We start from the raw sequence: 14,778 nt of genomic DNA, 5'->3' as shown, positions 1-14,778 counted from the left end.
ATCACTCCTGGAACTCGAGCCGGCCGGCGCGCCATCCCTCACGGAGGTGGGCCTTGCCGCACTCGCCACAGCGGTACTTGAGGTCGGTTTTCTTCGTGGGTTTGTTCCCACTGGGGACCTTCGAGAACTTCCCGGAGTTCCCGATCGTTGAGGTCTGGCGACGGCGTTGTCTGTCGGCGACCTTCTTCATTCCCGTCGAGCGGCCGGTCCGGACCTTCTCGACTTCGTGTTCGTGGTGTTCGTTGCAGTGCGGGCAATAGGTGTTGAATCTGCGTGGCATCTGCATAGCGGTCTCACTTACCGGCAGTTGGACACCCCCGCTTAAAACCCGTTTGGTTCGCCGTGCGACTCGCGACGGCATCGGGGGACCGATGCTCCGTCACTCCGAAGCGCTTACGGTTTGTCACTGTGACGGAGCGACTATGAAGCAACTCATCATCCACGGCGACCCCGAGATCAGGAAGGACGCCGTGCTCTCGATCGACGGCGAGGAGGTGGTCTGTTTCGGGATCAACCGCATGGGTGAGTGGCACGGCCCCGACCGCGTCCAGCTCTGGTGTACTGTCGGGACCGAAGACGAACGCGAGGCGTACGAACTGAGATCGTACATTCCGCACTTTCTGGACGTCGAACACTACGACGCCGACGAGGTTACGGTCGTCGAAGCTGCGGCCTGACTCGTCGTTCTCTTCCGCCAACGATCGCGTCTTTTTCTTTGCTGGGTGTGAGCAGTCATCGAGGCGCTGTGTAATTCACCGTGAGTATCTGCTAGTACTTTCTCGAACAGCCCCGCTCCATTTTTATGACGGCCCGTCCGTACACGCGGAGCGATCGAGACACAAACCCACATACGGCACCCGAATCACAACCCTTAACTGTCGTTCTCGGGTAGCATGAGTCAGCGGGATGGGATAGCCAGGAGATTCCGGCGGGCTCATAACCCGCAGATCGGTAGTTCAAATCTACCTCCCGCTATGTTTTGTCGCGAGCAAATTCGCGAGCGACACTCTTTCGACGAGTAGATTTGAATCAGGGAGTGTAGCGAACGAAGTGCGCGAAACGACCATGGTTCAAATCTACCTCCCGCTATGTTTTGTCGCGGGCAAATTCGCGAGCGACACTCTTTCGACGAGTAGATTTGAATCAGGGAGTGTAGCGAACGAAGTGAGCGAAACGACCGTGGTTCAAATCTACCTCCCGCTACGTCTTGACTACGAGCAATTCGCGAGCAGCCCGATTCAGACGTGGTAGTTTGAACGACATCGAGGTTCTGCGAGCGAAGCGAGCAGGTTCTCGGGGGTAGTTCAAATCTACCCCCGCTGCTTCGTTGTGAGAGCGATTTCGTGAGCAGCAACGGTCGTACGAGGTTCACGTTCTCTGTCGTCAGGTCTCTCTTGCCACACCTGTGTGACCAGATAGCAATTGGGAAACCACGTCATATTTTACGTCCGCGTGCTTACGGGGATTCGATGATCAAGTCAGCACTGTCGACGATTCACTCCGGCATCTCGTCGCTCAAGGATCCCGACTATACCGGGAGAAACCGCTGTCCACCGTGTACCGGTGTCAACGTCGGTTTGGCTGTCCTTTTCGGGTTCGCCGTCGGGACGGCTGTGCCGGTGCTTGGCGTGGCTACGTTCGGTCTCGCGCTCGCGGTAATCTACTTCCGGGGGTATCTCGTTCCCGGAACGCCGACGTTGACGAAGCGATACCTTCCGGATTCCGTCCTCGCACGGTTCGAACACGAACCGCCCGTCCTGACTGACGGTGGTGGGAACCCGCTTGAGGATGCGGTACGGAAGATCCAGTACCGGAAGGAACACAGCGTTGATCCGGAACGGTACCTGCAAGATGCTGAGGTCGTCGAGACAACTGACGACGGACGTACGTTGACTCCCTCGTTCAAAGAGAGCGCCGAGGAACACGCAGCGGCGTTCGACGGAGTTGTCGATGTCGAATTCATCGCGGAGATGTACGACGTAACGCCCGATGAGGTCTCCGTCCCCGAATACGACTATCCCGCGATTGAGACCCGCCGACGGGTCCGGCAGTGGCCCTCCGAAGCAGCATTCATCGTCGACGTCGCCGTCCACGAGGTGTTACAGGAGAGCCGCGACGACTGGCTGGACGTCCCCGTGGAACAGCGCGCCAGACTGCTCAGGTCGATCCGATCGCTCTGGGAAACCTGCCCCACCTGTGGTGGCTCGGTTTCGTTCGACGAGGAGACGGCCACCTCTTGCTGTCGAGAGTTCGAGGTTGTCACCTACCGGTGTCAGTCGTGTGACTCGCACTTTGTAGAAATGGATCCGGAGGATGTTGACGAGGGGACGGCGAAAAAGGGATTCATTCCGTAGCGCCTTTGAAACGGATTTTTCGGTCAGTTGTTCTCTTCGACGATTTCGACGTCCGTTTCGCTCGAGTGGTAAGCGCGTTCTGACCCTGGGACGTTCACTCGTGCTCGAAGCGTGTAGGTCCCCGGCTCGGCTCGTTCCCACTCGGACTTCGAGCGTTGGAAGCGCTGTAGCCAGCGTTTGTCGAACCGCTTCCGTCCATCGCCCGAGAAGGTGTGTTGACTCGTGTCTGCGGGCGGATCGTCGAGATCGGCGTGTGCGGCGTTTGGGTAGTCGTCCACCTCCCATTTCCACAGTAACGGTGTCGGCGTCTGGATGGAGACGCCGAACGGCATCCGATTGTACACCTCGACACTGAAATGGATGGGTTCGCCAACGGTATAGACCTCCTTTGGCGTCGAAATGTCGATCGCAATGGCACGCGTACTGATGGAATTTGGGATGAGCGTTCCGAGGAAGCCAGCATCGTCATCATCGGGAACGCTTGGCCCTTTGTCACTGTCGGAGCGCTCGTTAGGTGTGAACGGGCCCGTTTCCCGCTCGAGCGCGTTCGACTCATAGATACGACGCATCGCTAGGAGGGAGAGAGCCAGTGAACAAAACCGTTGTGATAGAACTGCTTAGTCGTCTGCTACCGCGTCGCTCGTATTTGTGGCACCCGGCTGTTTCGGATCATCGTCGTAGAGGTGACAGGCGATTCGGTGGGTTGTGCCGGTCGACTGTAACTCGGGATCGACCTGTTCGCAGGGCGACTTGAACCCGTCTGCGACGAGCGCTCGGGCATCCTCGAAGTTCTCCTCCGTCAGTCGGTCGACGGCCTGCGAGATGACCTGTTCCGCCTGCATATCCGAAAGCTGCATTGGGAGATCGAACTCCCGCCTGATGAGCTCGTCAAGGGTGTCCCGCGTGATCGAGTCGAGGTCGACGGTTTCGTCCGTCACCTGTGCGATTGACTTGAGGCTGTCGCTCGTAAGCAGGCGCTGTTTGAAGTCCATCAACTGTCGCCACTCTTTCTGTGGCATGTTGTACTCTTCCGGCTGGATCACCCGCGGACAGCGGGTGTGGAACCGACAGCCGGTTGGCGGATCGATTGGTGATGGAACCGACCCTGAGAGGTATATCTGTTCGCCGTCCCACAGCGGATCCGGTTCTGGAATCGCTGAGAGCAGGGCTTCGGCGTACGGATGGTACGGCGGTTCGAACACCTCGTCGGTTGTGCCGGTCTCGGCTATCTTGCCGAGGTACATCACGGCGATGCGGTCCGAGATATGCTCGACGACGCTCAGGTCGTGCGCGATGAAGATATACGAGAGGCCGAAATCCTCCTGGAGATCTTCTAACAGATTGAGAATCTGGGCCTGCACGCTGACGTCCAGTGCGCTGACTGGCTCGTCACAGATGATGACCTCCGGATCAACAGCGAGGGCTCTGGCGATGCCGATACGCTGGCGCTGTCCACCGGAGAACTCGTGAGGATACCGGTGACTGTGGCTCGGGTTCAGGCCGACGGTTTCGAGGAGTTCGTAGATCCGTTCGTCTCGCTCTTGCCCTTCGGCGATGCCGTGGATGTCGAGCGGCTCGCCGATGATGTCGCCGACGGTCATCCGCGGATTCAGGCTCGAGAACGGATCCTGGAAGATGTACTGGATGTCCGTCCGGACATCTCGGAGTTCACTCGAGGACAGTTCTGTCAGATCCTGGCCCTTGTAGTACACCGACCCTTCCGTCGGTTCGATGAGCCGCAGCATCGTCCGACCGAGTGTCGTCTTTCCGCACCCACTCTCGCCGACGACGCCGAGCGTTTCGCCCTCGTGGAGTTCGAGATCGATATCGTCGACGGCTTTGACCTTGTTCGACCGACCGAGCATACTGTCCATGAACCCGCTGGCCGTGTCGTAGTACTTCTTGAGTCCGCGCGCTTCGAGGATGGGTTCGCTCATTGGTTGTCACCTGTAATTTGGCTGGCGGGCGCGTTCGATTTCGAATCCTCGTTTACCGTAACCGAGTAGTCGAGCTCGCCGGTCAGGTCACCGGAGTATGCCAGACAGGCAGCTGAGTGGTTGGTACCCACCTCCGAGGCGGGCTTACCTGTCTTGGTGTCGAGTAGTTCGGGCTCGCTGAGCGTACAGGCCTCTTCGGCGTACGGACAGCGCGGGTGGAAGCTACACCCCGGCGGGAGTTCGACGAGGTCGGGCATTTTGCCCGGAATCGTCTGGAGTCGGTCCGTTGAGTCGCCGATCCGCGGAATCGAACTCATCAGGCCGACCGTGTAGGGGTGTTTCGGATCGTAGAACAATTCTTCGACAGGCGCCTTCTCGACCGGTTTGCCCCCGTACATTACCATGACACGGTCGCAAATCTCTGCGATGACTCCCAGGTCGTGCGTGATGAGCTGAATCGCCGTGTCGAACTCCTCTGCGAGGGACTCGATTTCCTCTAAGATCTTCGCTTCGATCGTCACGTCGAGCGCCGTCGTGGGCTCGTCGCAGATCAGTAGATCCGGATCACAGGATAGGGCCATCGCGATGATGGCACGCTGTTGCATCCCTCCAGAGAATTCGTGCGGGTAATCACTGTAGCGCTTTCTGGCCTCCGGAATCCCGACTTTCGCGAGGAGGTCGATCGTCTCTTCTTTGGCCTCGGATTTGCTGTAGTCGAGGTGGTGTCGCATCGCCTCGGCGATCTGCTCGCCGACGCTGTACACCGGGTTGAGTGCCGTTTGGGCGTCCTGGAAGATCATTGCGATCTCGTTGCCCCGGATCGATCGAACCTCGTCTTCGGACATCGATAGGATATCCTGGCCCTTGAAGCGGATCTCCCCGCTTTCGATGTGGCCGGGACTGTCGATGAGTCGCATGAGCGAGAGCGCGGTTACACTCTTTCCGGCCCCGCTTTCGCCGACCACGCCGAACTTCTCTCCGCGTTCGATGGAGTACGTAAGATTGTCGACCGCGTTGACGGTACCATCCTGCGTGTAGAAGTTGACCGTCAGATCTTCGACTTCGAGCAGGGCCATTATTCGTCACCTCCCTTGCCGACGCCGGTCTGCTGGGCGTCGAGGGCGTCGTTGATCCCGTCACCGATCATGTTCATCGACATCACGAACAGGAAGATTGCTGTTCCCGGGAAGACGGTCGCCCACCACTTGGGGCCGGTATCGAGACGGATCAGCGAGTTGCGGGCCCCATCGAGCATCGTCCCCCACTCTGCGCTTCCTGGGGGCATGCCGAGTCCGAGGAACCCGAGCGCGGCAACGCCGATGACGACGGTCCCGATTCGTAGTGAGGCGACTACCAGTAAGGGTGCCATCGTGTTGGGGGCGATGTGCCTGAGCACGACGCTTCTGTCGCGTGCGCCGAGTGCCTTGGCTGCCATCACGTACTCGTTCTCTTTGACCTTTAGCACCTCCCCGCGGACGAGTCGCCCGTACCCAGCCCAGCCGAACAGGGAGAAGGCGATGATGAGTTGCGTGTAGCCCCGACCGAGCATGGAGACGATGATCAGCGACAAGATGAGCCCGGGGAAGGCGTAGATGACGTCGACGATCCGCATCATGATCTCGTCGACCCAGCCGCCGTAGTATCCCGAGACGGCGCCGTAGAGGAGCCCGATGCCGGCGGTTAGCCCGACGACGATAAATCCGATGGAGAGACTGTAGCGACCGCCGTAGAGGAGGCGCGAGAAGATGTCGCGTCCGTCACCGTCCACGCCCATCGGCGCCTTCATGCTCGGGGGCTGGTAGTCGCCGGTGAATCCCTCGCCGGGGTGGTTGAAGTACAGGAGTTCCCCCGGCGGATGCGGCGCGAGCGAAAACGGCTGTACGGTGAGGCCGAAGACTTCGATCGGCCGTGCGAAGATGGCGAGGAAGGCGAGGAGCGCCACGACGACCACGCCAAGCAGCGCGCTCCGGTTGCGTTTGAACCGCTGCCACGCCCGTGACCATCGACTCTGTGTGGCTCGGCCGGCCTCCTCTGACCAGCCGGAGAGGCTGTCTCGCTGTTCCACTCGTTCCGGGTTGAACCCGGTGATTTCTATGCGACCGCGTCCGGAGAGTACGTTTTTATCAGTCATATCGAATCCTCGGGTCGAGTGCTGCGTACAGGATGTCTGCTACCAGATTAGCGAGGATGATGAACACGCCCGTAAAGAGAGTGATCGCCATGATGAGGTTGTATTCGGCGTTTCTGATGGCCTGGATGAACGTTTGTCCGAGTCCTGGCCACGCGAACACTTGCTCGATGATGACGGATCCCGCGACGATACTCGCGGTGAGCGTTGCTGCCAGCGTCACTACGGAAATGAGCGAGTTTCGGAGTACGTGTTTGAGGACGACCGTCCGTTCGGGGAGCCCCTTTGCTCTCGCGGCGGTCACGTACTCCTTGTTCATTTCTTCGGCCATGGACGTCCGCATTACGCGCATGATTGACGATGCTGCTGCAGTACCGATGGTCAGTCCCGGCAGTATCAGGTACCATAGCATATCGAACGAGAGTAGCGGCGCCCGCTTGGGTGCCGTGACCGGCCACCAGCCGAGGGTGAGTGAGCCAATGAGGATGAGCATCAGACCGAGCCAGAAGTTCGGGATGGAGATCCCGGAGAGCGCCACGAATCGGCTCACGGTGTCGCCGAGCTGGTCCTTGTGTACGGCGGCGTAGATCCCGGTCGGAATCGCGATGACAAGCCCGAACACCCAGCCGAAGAGGCCGAGGAGGAGCGTTTCGGGCAGGCGCGAGTAGATGACTTCGGACACGGCACGGCGCGAGCGATACACCTCGCCGAAGTCGCCGGTGAAGACGCCCTTCATCCAGTTCAGATACTGTTCCCAGATCGGTGCGGCGAGACCGAATTGCTCCCGTAACTGCTGCTTTTCAGTCGGTCCAGCCCTCGGGTTGAGAGCGAGGATCTGCTGTACTGGATCACCTGGTGTAAGGTGGACCAGCCCGAACGTGATTATCGACACCCCGAACAGAATTGGGATGATTGCAAGAAGTCTCTTTACGATAAACCGTCTGAGGCTCATGGTATTCTATCGCGTGGTTGCTGCCCACATACTAAAAAGGCGTCGGTCCGAAAGAGCCGTTCGATTCTAGACGTTCGAGGAGTAGCCTTTGTCCTCGATGACTTCTTCGAGGAGCGACACAGCTTCTTCCGGCTTGTGTTCGTTCGTTGGTCTGACTTTAGATTCGAGCGCTTCGTAGTCCGCCGTTCCGGCACCGCGTGCGAGCTCGGGGAGGGACGTCCACGCCGGTTCTCCCCAGCCGTTGAGGATGTTGTCGACGATCATTTGTCGGGGAATGAGGTAGTTGATCGCCTTGCGGAATCGAGGATCGTCGAACGGTTCGACGGCGGGTGGGTACTGGATGTACTCGTATCCGCCGGCGGAGACGCTGTCGACGATGAAGTCCTCACTCTCGACGAAGCTATCGAGGGTCGATGCGTTGAGCCCGTACGTAACGTCTAGCTCGTTGGCCTGAAGTGATCCCTGCCGGGTACTGGTGTCTTGAACGACTTCGTTGTAGACGGTGTCGACCACTGGGCCGTTCGGGAACTCCGAGGGACCGTCGAACCAGGGCTTGTTCTGAATCCCCTTGTCGTGCATCCAGTAGCTGTCGAACGACTCGACAGTGAAGTAGTTCCCGTCGTCGATTTCGCCGAACTCGTATGGGCCCGTGCCGACCGGATCGACGCTGTTACGTGGGTCGACTTCGCCGTTACCCGCCTCGGCGACCTCCTTCGGCATGATCGCCGTCGTACTCGTGAGGAGGCGCTCTGCTTCCGCGTCCGGGATCTGTGCGTAGAAGTCGACGGTGTAGTCGTCGACAGCTTCAGCGTGCAGCACCGAGTCGAACGTCTGGGCGGATATCTGGGAATTTTCGACGCGCTTGAGCGAGGCGATTACGTCTTCCGCCGTCATTTCCTCGCCGTTGTGGAACGAAACGCCCTCTTCGAGTTCGTACCGGAAGTGCATCCCGTAGGTGCCGTCGGCGACCGCATCGGCGGCTTCCGTTGGCGTGAGGACGCGGACCGTGTCCTGATCGGCGGGGCTGTCCTCCGGGTGTTGAACGATGACCTGCGCGTCCGTGTCGAGTCCGTCCTCTTCCGTGGTCTGGACCTCGGTCATATACGGCTCGTACGCCATTAGATCGATATCCTGAACGTCCTCGATGGTGTAATCCTCGGCGAGCCACGGGTAGACGTTCCCTTGGGAGTCCGAGGTAGTCAGGTATTCGAAGATGTATGACTGGGCGATACTCGAGGTCGTGTCCGTGCTGTACGGCGGGTCGAACGACGACGGGTTGGCGCCGAGACCGACGCTCAGTTCACCACCTTCTTTCAGATCGGACAGCGACGACCGACTGTCCGGCGACGCGGCGTTATCGCGGTCGATCCACGCAACCTGTTCGTCGGCGGCTGAGTAAAGCGCGTGACTAATCAGTGACTGCTGGAACGGGTATGAAACGAAGTTGTGGACCTCGTTCGTCGTAATGACGCTCTGCACGTCGAAGTGCGTAATCGAACTGAATTTGTTGTCGGCGAGTTCGTTCCAGACTTCGTCGTAGCGCTTGCCGCGGAGTTCGTTGTCCTGGGAGACCTCGATTCCGTATCGAGCGTCTTCGATCATACTGTCCAGTTCCTCGTTGCCCACGCCGGTCAGGTTACAACATTGTCCGATGTTGTCCGTGTGGTGGAGGGCGTTACAGAAGCTGCCGGGGTTGAACGTCCCGGCCAGTCCGATACACGGGACGACACCCTTGTTCGGGTATTCGGAGCCCATGACACGACTCACGTACGTCGTCCACTCGTACGTCTTTACCTTAGCCTCGAAGTAGTCCGTTTTTTCGAGGGAGGCTGCGATGAGCTCGACCATCTCAAGGCGGTCGTCGTTGTCCGCGTTCACTTCGAGCGTAATTTTCATCGGGAAGTCGCCGCCCTCGTCATCTCCACCGTTGAGACAGCCGGCGAGAGCGATTCCACCACCTGCACCAATAGTCTTCAGAACCGATCGTCGGTCAACGTCCGTCGCTGATTTGGCCTGGTCTAGCACCATTGTGTGTCAACAGTGTACTTACCCCATATATAAGTATTGTTTCTGAGTGAGTCTGCTTCCCACACGATAGGTGTTGTGTAGGGCCACGACCCGTCGTTCGTTTGGCAAAAGACGGTGCAGTGGAAGGATATGGCCTTTGGTTATCTTCGGTACCTTCGCCCGGCCTTTCAAATTACCTATTTTGGGGAAGATATAAATTTAATTTCTCTTGACCCTATCGCGGACGCATTCGCCGGGTGTTTCGAACGGTCGTGAGGCCGCCTGGAAAGTCGGGTTTTGTTGATCGGCCTGGCGGCGATTCGGATCGATTGCGGATGCAGAATCGTCCCTGATCGAATACCGAAATTTATCGAGCGCCCGTGTCGACGCGTGGATCGAGCGCCGTGTATGCGATGTCCTGGAGGATATTGCCGGTGATCCCCACGGCGACGATGGCCAACGTGCTCCCGAGGACGATAGGTAAGTCTCTCGTCTCGATAGCCGTGAACAGCTGCATTCCGAACCCGTCGATGCCGAACAGCGTTTCGATCACGAACACCGAGAGAACGAGCAGTGCCAGTGCCTCGACGAAGACCATGGAGACGAACGGGATCGCTGCGTTACGGACGATGTGTCGGGCTACAGTGATCGGTCCCGCTCCTTTGGTTTTGACGAGTTTGACGAATTGCGTGGACGCGTACTCGCGCGAGTGGGCACGTGCGTAACTTACGTACCCTCCCAGGAGCGTCGTCGCTGTTAGCACGATCGGGAGAATCGAATCGAACAGGACGGGCGGTGCGTCGAAGGCGGTTCCGTCGAGCGAGTAGAGCATGCCACCGACCCAGAAGTTCGGGACGGCGAACGCGAGGTACGCGGTGCCGATACCGAGGCCCGCCAGTCTACTTTCGGGTCGGAGTGCGGCGTACAGGCCGAACCCGATGCCGAGTACGATCGCCAGCGTGATGCCGGGGACGACGTACGCTGCGGTTCGTACTAGTCCCTCTCGGACCAACCCGATCACCGGCTCACCCGACGTGATCGATTGTCCCCAGTCGAACGTGAGCATCCGGCCCATCCAGTCGACGTATCGTTCGAGTAGTGGTTCGTCGAGCCCGCGTGACGCCATGTACTCCCTCGTTCGCGCTTCGACCTCCGCTTCGCTCGCGCCGCCCCAACGCATCTGGCCTTCGATTCCTGCGAGGACCCAGTCCTCGCTCAGATTGAAGGCCGCAAAGACGATCGTCAGCACCGTCCATGCGGCGACGAAGCCGAGCGCGATCCGTTTGGCGAAGAGTCGACCGAGGCTCATCGCAATCGCCTCGGCTCCCGATCGGGTTCGACCACGCTCTGACGCCCTGGCTCGGCCGTTCGCGACCGGTTTTCCGGGGGAATATCAACCGCTCGGATGCTGCGCGTGCGTCGGTTGCGTACTCGTTCCAGCCTGGCGGACATCGTCAGGTGGTATCTGTTAACACGTAAAATAATTTCCGATTTCAGACACGTCGGTCCGCTGGGCTGGTCGTTGCCCGTCCGTCCTTGGATCATTTGGTCGCACTTGTAGTTGCCGTTGGTTGTTGCCAATATGTTCGACAGGTAGCGTAAGTGGTCAGACAACTTTATATGGCATTGCCAGTGATTCCCACTCGTCCTTCATGAGCACGGATCCGTCCCGCCATCGATTCGAGGACGTCGACTGGAATGAAATAGAGCGTACGCGGTCGCTAGTAACCTCACAGCGGCTCATCTTCGTTGTCGGACTGGTCGTTCTGTTCGCGATGTATACGTACGATTCGTATACAGGATTATACTTTCTTGGCACCTGGGAGGTCGAAACCCTCGACTGGCTAGTCTTCGCTGGACTGGTCTTCATCGGGTCATTCGTCGGTGTTCCGCTCGTCCGTCATGGTGCCAGAACGAAACAGATCGTCCGACGGATCGTCTCCAGACCCGCACACGCGATCGCGATGGGATTTCTTTCGTTACTCGCGTTCTCCGGGATCGTCGGTCCGGCCATTTACGGCGACGTGCGGATCTCGTTCGGAAACCAGTACAACCCGCCGATCGGTTCCACGAGCAAGATGGGGTGGGCGAACCAGTGTGCGGGCGAAGTGACAACCGCGGCGGACGGCTTCACGAGGTTATGCCACGGGTCGATGGCCAATCCTCTCGGGACGAACCACCGCGGCCAGCCCATGGGGTACCTTTTGATCGAAGGCGCGTCAGTCGCGATGGACGTCGTGCTCTTCACTCTCGCATTCGTCGTTCCCCTCGCGGCGATTGTGGGAATCGTCGCCGGCTTTCGGGGCGGCCGAATCGACGACCTGCTCATGAGCTACGTAGACGTCCAGCTATGCATTCCCGCGATTCTCGTGTTCATCATGGGGTACATGTACTGGAACGTCTCGTTACTGCTCTTACTGGTGACCTTCGGCCTGCTGAGCTGGGGCGGCATCGCCAGAATCGTTCGAAGTGAGACGCTCCAGCGACGTGAGGACGGCTACGTCCTCGTCGCACGGAGTCTCGGGGCGTCGGCCCCGTACATCGGGCGGCGCCACATCATTCCAAATATCACGAATACACTCGTTCCCGCCGTCTTCCACCTCCTTGCCCTGTTCGTCCTCGTCGAGGCAGGCATCGCGTTCCTCGGATTCCACCACATCGAAACCTACTCGTGGGGATCGACGATCCAGGAGGGCCTCACTTTGTCCGTGAGCACCGGACAGAGTTACGTCGACCCACCAGCGACGTCGAGTAAGCTCTGGTGGGTTTCGACGCTCCCAGCAATTGCGTTGACGATAACGCTCGTCTCGCTCAAACTATCAGGTGACGCCCTTCGAGACGCCCTCGATCCCCGACAAACCAACTGATCCATGTCATCGAACGCAAACTCCACGACGACGTCGACGCGATCGAACGAACCTCTTCTCTCGGTGGACGGTCTCCGAACCTTCATCGAGACGGAACGCGAGCAGTTCCCCGCGGTCGACGGCGTGAGTTTCTCCGTCGATCGCGGTGAGACGGTCTGCATCGTGGGCGAATCGGGTAGCGGGAAGAGCGTCACGTGCGAATCGCTCACCGGCATCGTCCCCCAACCGCCTGCCCGGATCACCGACGGGCAAATCACGTTCGACGGCAAACGGATCGACGGTGCGAGCGAGCGGGAGCTCAGATCGATCCGCGGCGATCGGATCGCCCACGTCTTCCAGAACCCACAACAAGCACTGGATCCGGTCTACACGGTCGGCGATCAGATCGTCGAAGCGATGACGATCCACGGACAGCGGTCGGGTACGTCCGCTCGCGAACGCGCCATCTCCCTCCTCCGAAAGGTCGGTATCCCGCGAGCCGACGATCGGATCGACGAGTACCCACACGAGTTCTCCGGCGGCATGCGCCAGCGCGTCGCCATCGCCATCGCGCTCGCCGCAGACCCGGACCTGCTCGTCGCCGACGAGCCAACGACGGCCGTCGACGTCACGGTGCAGGCCAAACTGATAGAACTCCTCCGTGACCTCACGGACGACGACACGGCAATCCTGCTGATTACGCACGATCTGCGGGTCGTTGCCTCGCTCGCGGATAGCGTCGTCGTCATGTACGGCGGTACCATCGTCGAACGGGGGCCGGTAGACACGGTCTTCTCCACGCCTGCCCACCCGTATACACAGGCGCTGTTCGACAGTTACGACGGCCTCTCGAGACGAAACGATCGGTCGGCGCGCGGGGAGCTGCCGTCGGACGGCTGTCGCTTCCGTGCGGAGTGTCCGTACGCCGAACCGGCGTGCGAAGGCGGCGATCAGCCCGACTTCTACACACTCGATAGTGACGCCGATCACTCTGTTTCGTGCGTCCATTTCAGCCCAGATGGCGACCCGGAGCGAGTCCTCGATGCGTCCACCGAAGTTCATTCCGTATCGGAGGTGTCGCGATGACCGAAACGAACGCGGGCTCCCCGCACGCGGCGACATCCGAGGCCGAATCCGATGCCGTCGACCACAGTTCGAGCGCAAACATCGAGGGATCGCCCGTGGTGGCTGATTCGGACCCGCTTCTCGAGGTCCGCGGACTGGAGAAGCACTATCCCATCACGCGCGGGTTCCTTCGCCGCGAGGTCGGTCGGGTGCGCGCCGTCGATGGTATCGACTTCGACATCGGCCGCGGTGAGGCTCTGGGCCTCGTCGGTGAGTCGGGGAGCGGGAAGACGACGGCTGCCCACTCGATTCTTCGCCTCGAGGAACCCACAGCCGGCGAAATTGTCTTCGACGGAGAATCGGTCACCGACCTCTCGGGGCCCAATCTTCGCTCGTTTAGGCGCAGAGCGCAACTCGTCGTTCAGGATCCGAACGAGGCGTTTAATCCACGGTTGACGGTCGGAAGCGCTGTCGCGGAGCCTCTCTCCCTTCACGGCATGTCCGACGAATCACGTCGGCGCGCGATCGTCGAGGACGTCCTCGAACGCGTCGGGCTGTCGGGCGACGACGCCGATCGATACCCCCACGAGTTCTCCGGGGGGGAGAAACAACGGATCTCGATCGCGCGAGCGCTCGTCTGCAACCCGGATCTGATCGTTGCGGACGAACCCACGAGCGCTCTCGACGCGCGCGTCCAGTCCGACGTTCTCGCGTTGCTTGCAGACATCCGCCGGGAACACGATATCTCGATCCTCTTTATCAGCCACGATCTAGACGTCGTTCGGCTCTTCTGCGATCGTGTCGCCGTCATGTACCTGGGGGAGATCGTCGAGCAGGGCCCCATCGAGGACGTTCTCGAGTCGCCCGCGCACCCGTACACGCGTGTGCTGATGAACTCGGTACCGAGTCTCGATCCGAGCGACAGAACGTTCGAAAGCCCGCTCACCGACACGATTCCGGATCCGGGTGATCCGCCGTCAGGTTGCCGGTTTCACACCCGCTGTCCGGAGCTGATCCCACCGGCCGACCTGGCCGTCTCCGACGAGGAGTGGCAGACGCTAGCGGCGTTTCGATTTACCATCGAAACGGGCGAGTTGCCGTCGGCAGTCGATCCGACAACCGTGGGCGATGTCGACGCGGCGACCGTCAGGGAGGAATTCGACCTTCCCACGGAGCTCGCGGATCAAGAACTGAATCGTCGCATCGGGTCGGCCGTCGAGGCTGTCGCGTCGGGTGACGTCGAAACTGCCGGTCAGGAACTCGCGTCTGTCCTGCCGACGGTCTGTGAACAGGTAGTTCCCACCCAGTCGACCCACCGGGGCCGGCCGGTCAATTGCCATCGGTACGACCCCGACCGTGAGGCCGAACCGGTCGCCTGGCGTGGGGCCGGTCTCTAACTCGAAGCCGACGGTCGAGTGTCGTTTCGCTGCCTGTTTCTTCGAGGTACTGCAGATATGGAACCGTCGTGCGGGTTTCCGACCCGCGTCCG

General features: G+C 59.9%; 13 protein-coding genes and 1 tRNA gene. 6 read left to right on the top strand and 8 right to left on the bottom strand.

Annotation, left to right across the window (positions count from 1 at the left end):
• Position 1 precedes the first annotated feature (1 nt).
• A complete protein-coding gene (locus C479_RS03190; protein WP_007697694.1) occupies positions 2-286 on the bottom strand; it encodes a 50S ribosomal protein L44e in 285 nt (94 codons plus the stop codon).
• A gap of 136 nt (positions 287-422) precedes the next feature.
• Here C479_RS03190 and C479_RS03185 point away from each other — a divergent pair, with 136 nt between their 5' ends.
• The 3 genes from C479_RS03185 (at position 423) to C479_RS03175 (ending at position 2,354) form a co-directional block, all read left to right on the top strand.
• Positions 423-677: an HAH_0734 family protein gene (locus C479_RS03185; protein ID WP_007697691.1), complete on the top strand. Its 255-nt coding sequence runs from the start codon at positions 423-425 to the stop codon at positions 675-677.
• 223 nt (positions 678-900) lie between these two features.
• Positions 901-975, top strand: a tRNA-Met gene (locus tag C479_RS03180).
• 494 nt (positions 976-1,469) lie between these two features.
• Positions 1,470-2,354 (top strand): hypothetical protein, encoded by an 885-nt coding sequence (locus C479_RS03175; protein WP_007697687.1) that lies wholly within the window; start codon positions 1,470-1,472, stop codon positions 2,352-2,354.
• A 23-nt stretch (positions 2,355-2,377) separates the two neighbouring features.
• Here the strand turns inward: C479_RS03175 and C479_RS03170 are convergent, their stop codons facing one another.
• The 7 genes from C479_RS03170 to C479_RS03140 form a co-directional block, all read right to left on the bottom strand.
• The gene (locus C479_RS03170) at positions 2,378-2,923 is read right to left on the bottom strand and encodes a hypothetical protein (protein WP_007697685.1); all 546 of its coding nucleotides are present in this window, start codon (positions 2,921-2,923) and stop codon (positions 2,378-2,380) included.
• A 48-nt stretch (positions 2,924-2,971) separates the two neighbouring features.
• Entirely contained in the window at positions 2,972-4,291 is a 1,320-nt protein-coding gene (locus C479_RS03165) for an ABC transporter ATP-binding protein (protein ID WP_007697683.1), read from the bottom strand.
• On the bottom strand, positions 4,288-5,367 hold the full coding sequence (locus C479_RS03160) for an ABC transporter ATP-binding protein (RefSeq protein ID WP_007697680.1): 1,080 nt from the start codon (positions 5,365-5,367) through the stop codon (positions 4,288-4,290). The genes C479_RS03165 and C479_RS03160 overlap by 4 nt, the downstream gene beginning before the upstream one ends.
• Positions 5,367-6,422: an ABC transporter permease gene (locus C479_RS03155; RefSeq protein ID WP_049907027.1), complete on the bottom strand. Its 1,056-nt coding sequence runs from the start codon at positions 6,420-6,422 to the stop codon at positions 5,367-5,369. The genes C479_RS03160 and C479_RS03155 overlap by 1 nt, the downstream gene beginning before the upstream one ends.
• Positions 6,415-7,371 (bottom strand): ABC transporter permease, encoded by a 957-nt coding sequence (locus tag C479_RS03150; RefSeq protein ID WP_007697674.1) that lies wholly within the window; start codon positions 7,369-7,371, stop codon positions 6,415-6,417. Before C479_RS03150 ends, C479_RS03155 begins: the two co-directional genes overlap by 8 nt.
• A gap of 66 nt (positions 7,372-7,437) precedes the next feature.
• Positions 7,438-9,399, bottom strand: coding sequence for an ABC transporter substrate-binding protein (locus C479_RS03145; protein WP_007697671.1), 1,962 nt, complete (start codon positions 9,397-9,399; stop codon positions 7,438-7,440).
• A 346-nt stretch (positions 9,400-9,745) separates the two neighbouring features.
• A complete protein-coding gene (locus C479_RS03140) occupies positions 9,746-10,687 on the bottom strand; it encodes an ABC transporter permease (RefSeq protein WP_007697670.1) in 942 nt (313 codons plus the stop codon).
• Between the two features lie 343 nt (positions 10,688-11,030).
• Between C479_RS03140 and C479_RS03135 the strand changes: the two genes are divergently transcribed.
• Genes C479_RS03135 through C479_RS03125 form a run of 3 tightly spaced genes read left to right on the top strand, consistent with a single transcriptional unit; the run spans position 11,031 to position 14,686 of the window.
• Entirely contained in the window at positions 11,031-12,245 is a 1,215-nt protein-coding gene (locus C479_RS03135; protein WP_007697668.1) for an ABC transporter permease, read from the top strand.
• A gap of 3 nt (positions 12,246-12,248) precedes the next feature.
• On the top strand, positions 12,249-13,310 hold the full coding sequence (locus tag C479_RS03130) for an ABC transporter ATP-binding protein (protein WP_007697667.1): 1,062 nt from the start codon (positions 12,249-12,251) through the stop codon (positions 13,308-13,310).
• Complete coding sequence (locus tag C479_RS03125) at positions 13,307-14,686, top strand: ABC transporter ATP-binding protein (RefSeq protein ID WP_007697665.1); 1,380 nt, start codon at positions 13,307-13,309, stop codon at positions 14,684-14,686. The genes C479_RS03130 and C479_RS03125 overlap by 4 nt, the downstream gene beginning before the upstream one ends.
• The last annotated feature ends 92 nt before the right edge of the window (positions 14,687-14,778 follow it).

The sequence above is a fragment of the Halovivax asiaticus JCM 14624 genome, assembly GCF_000337515.1.
GTDB lineage: Archaea > Halobacteriota > Halobacteria > Halobacteriales > Natrialbaceae > Halovivax > Halovivax asiaticus.
This window is presented reverse-complemented; position numbering and strand designations above follow the sequence as displayed.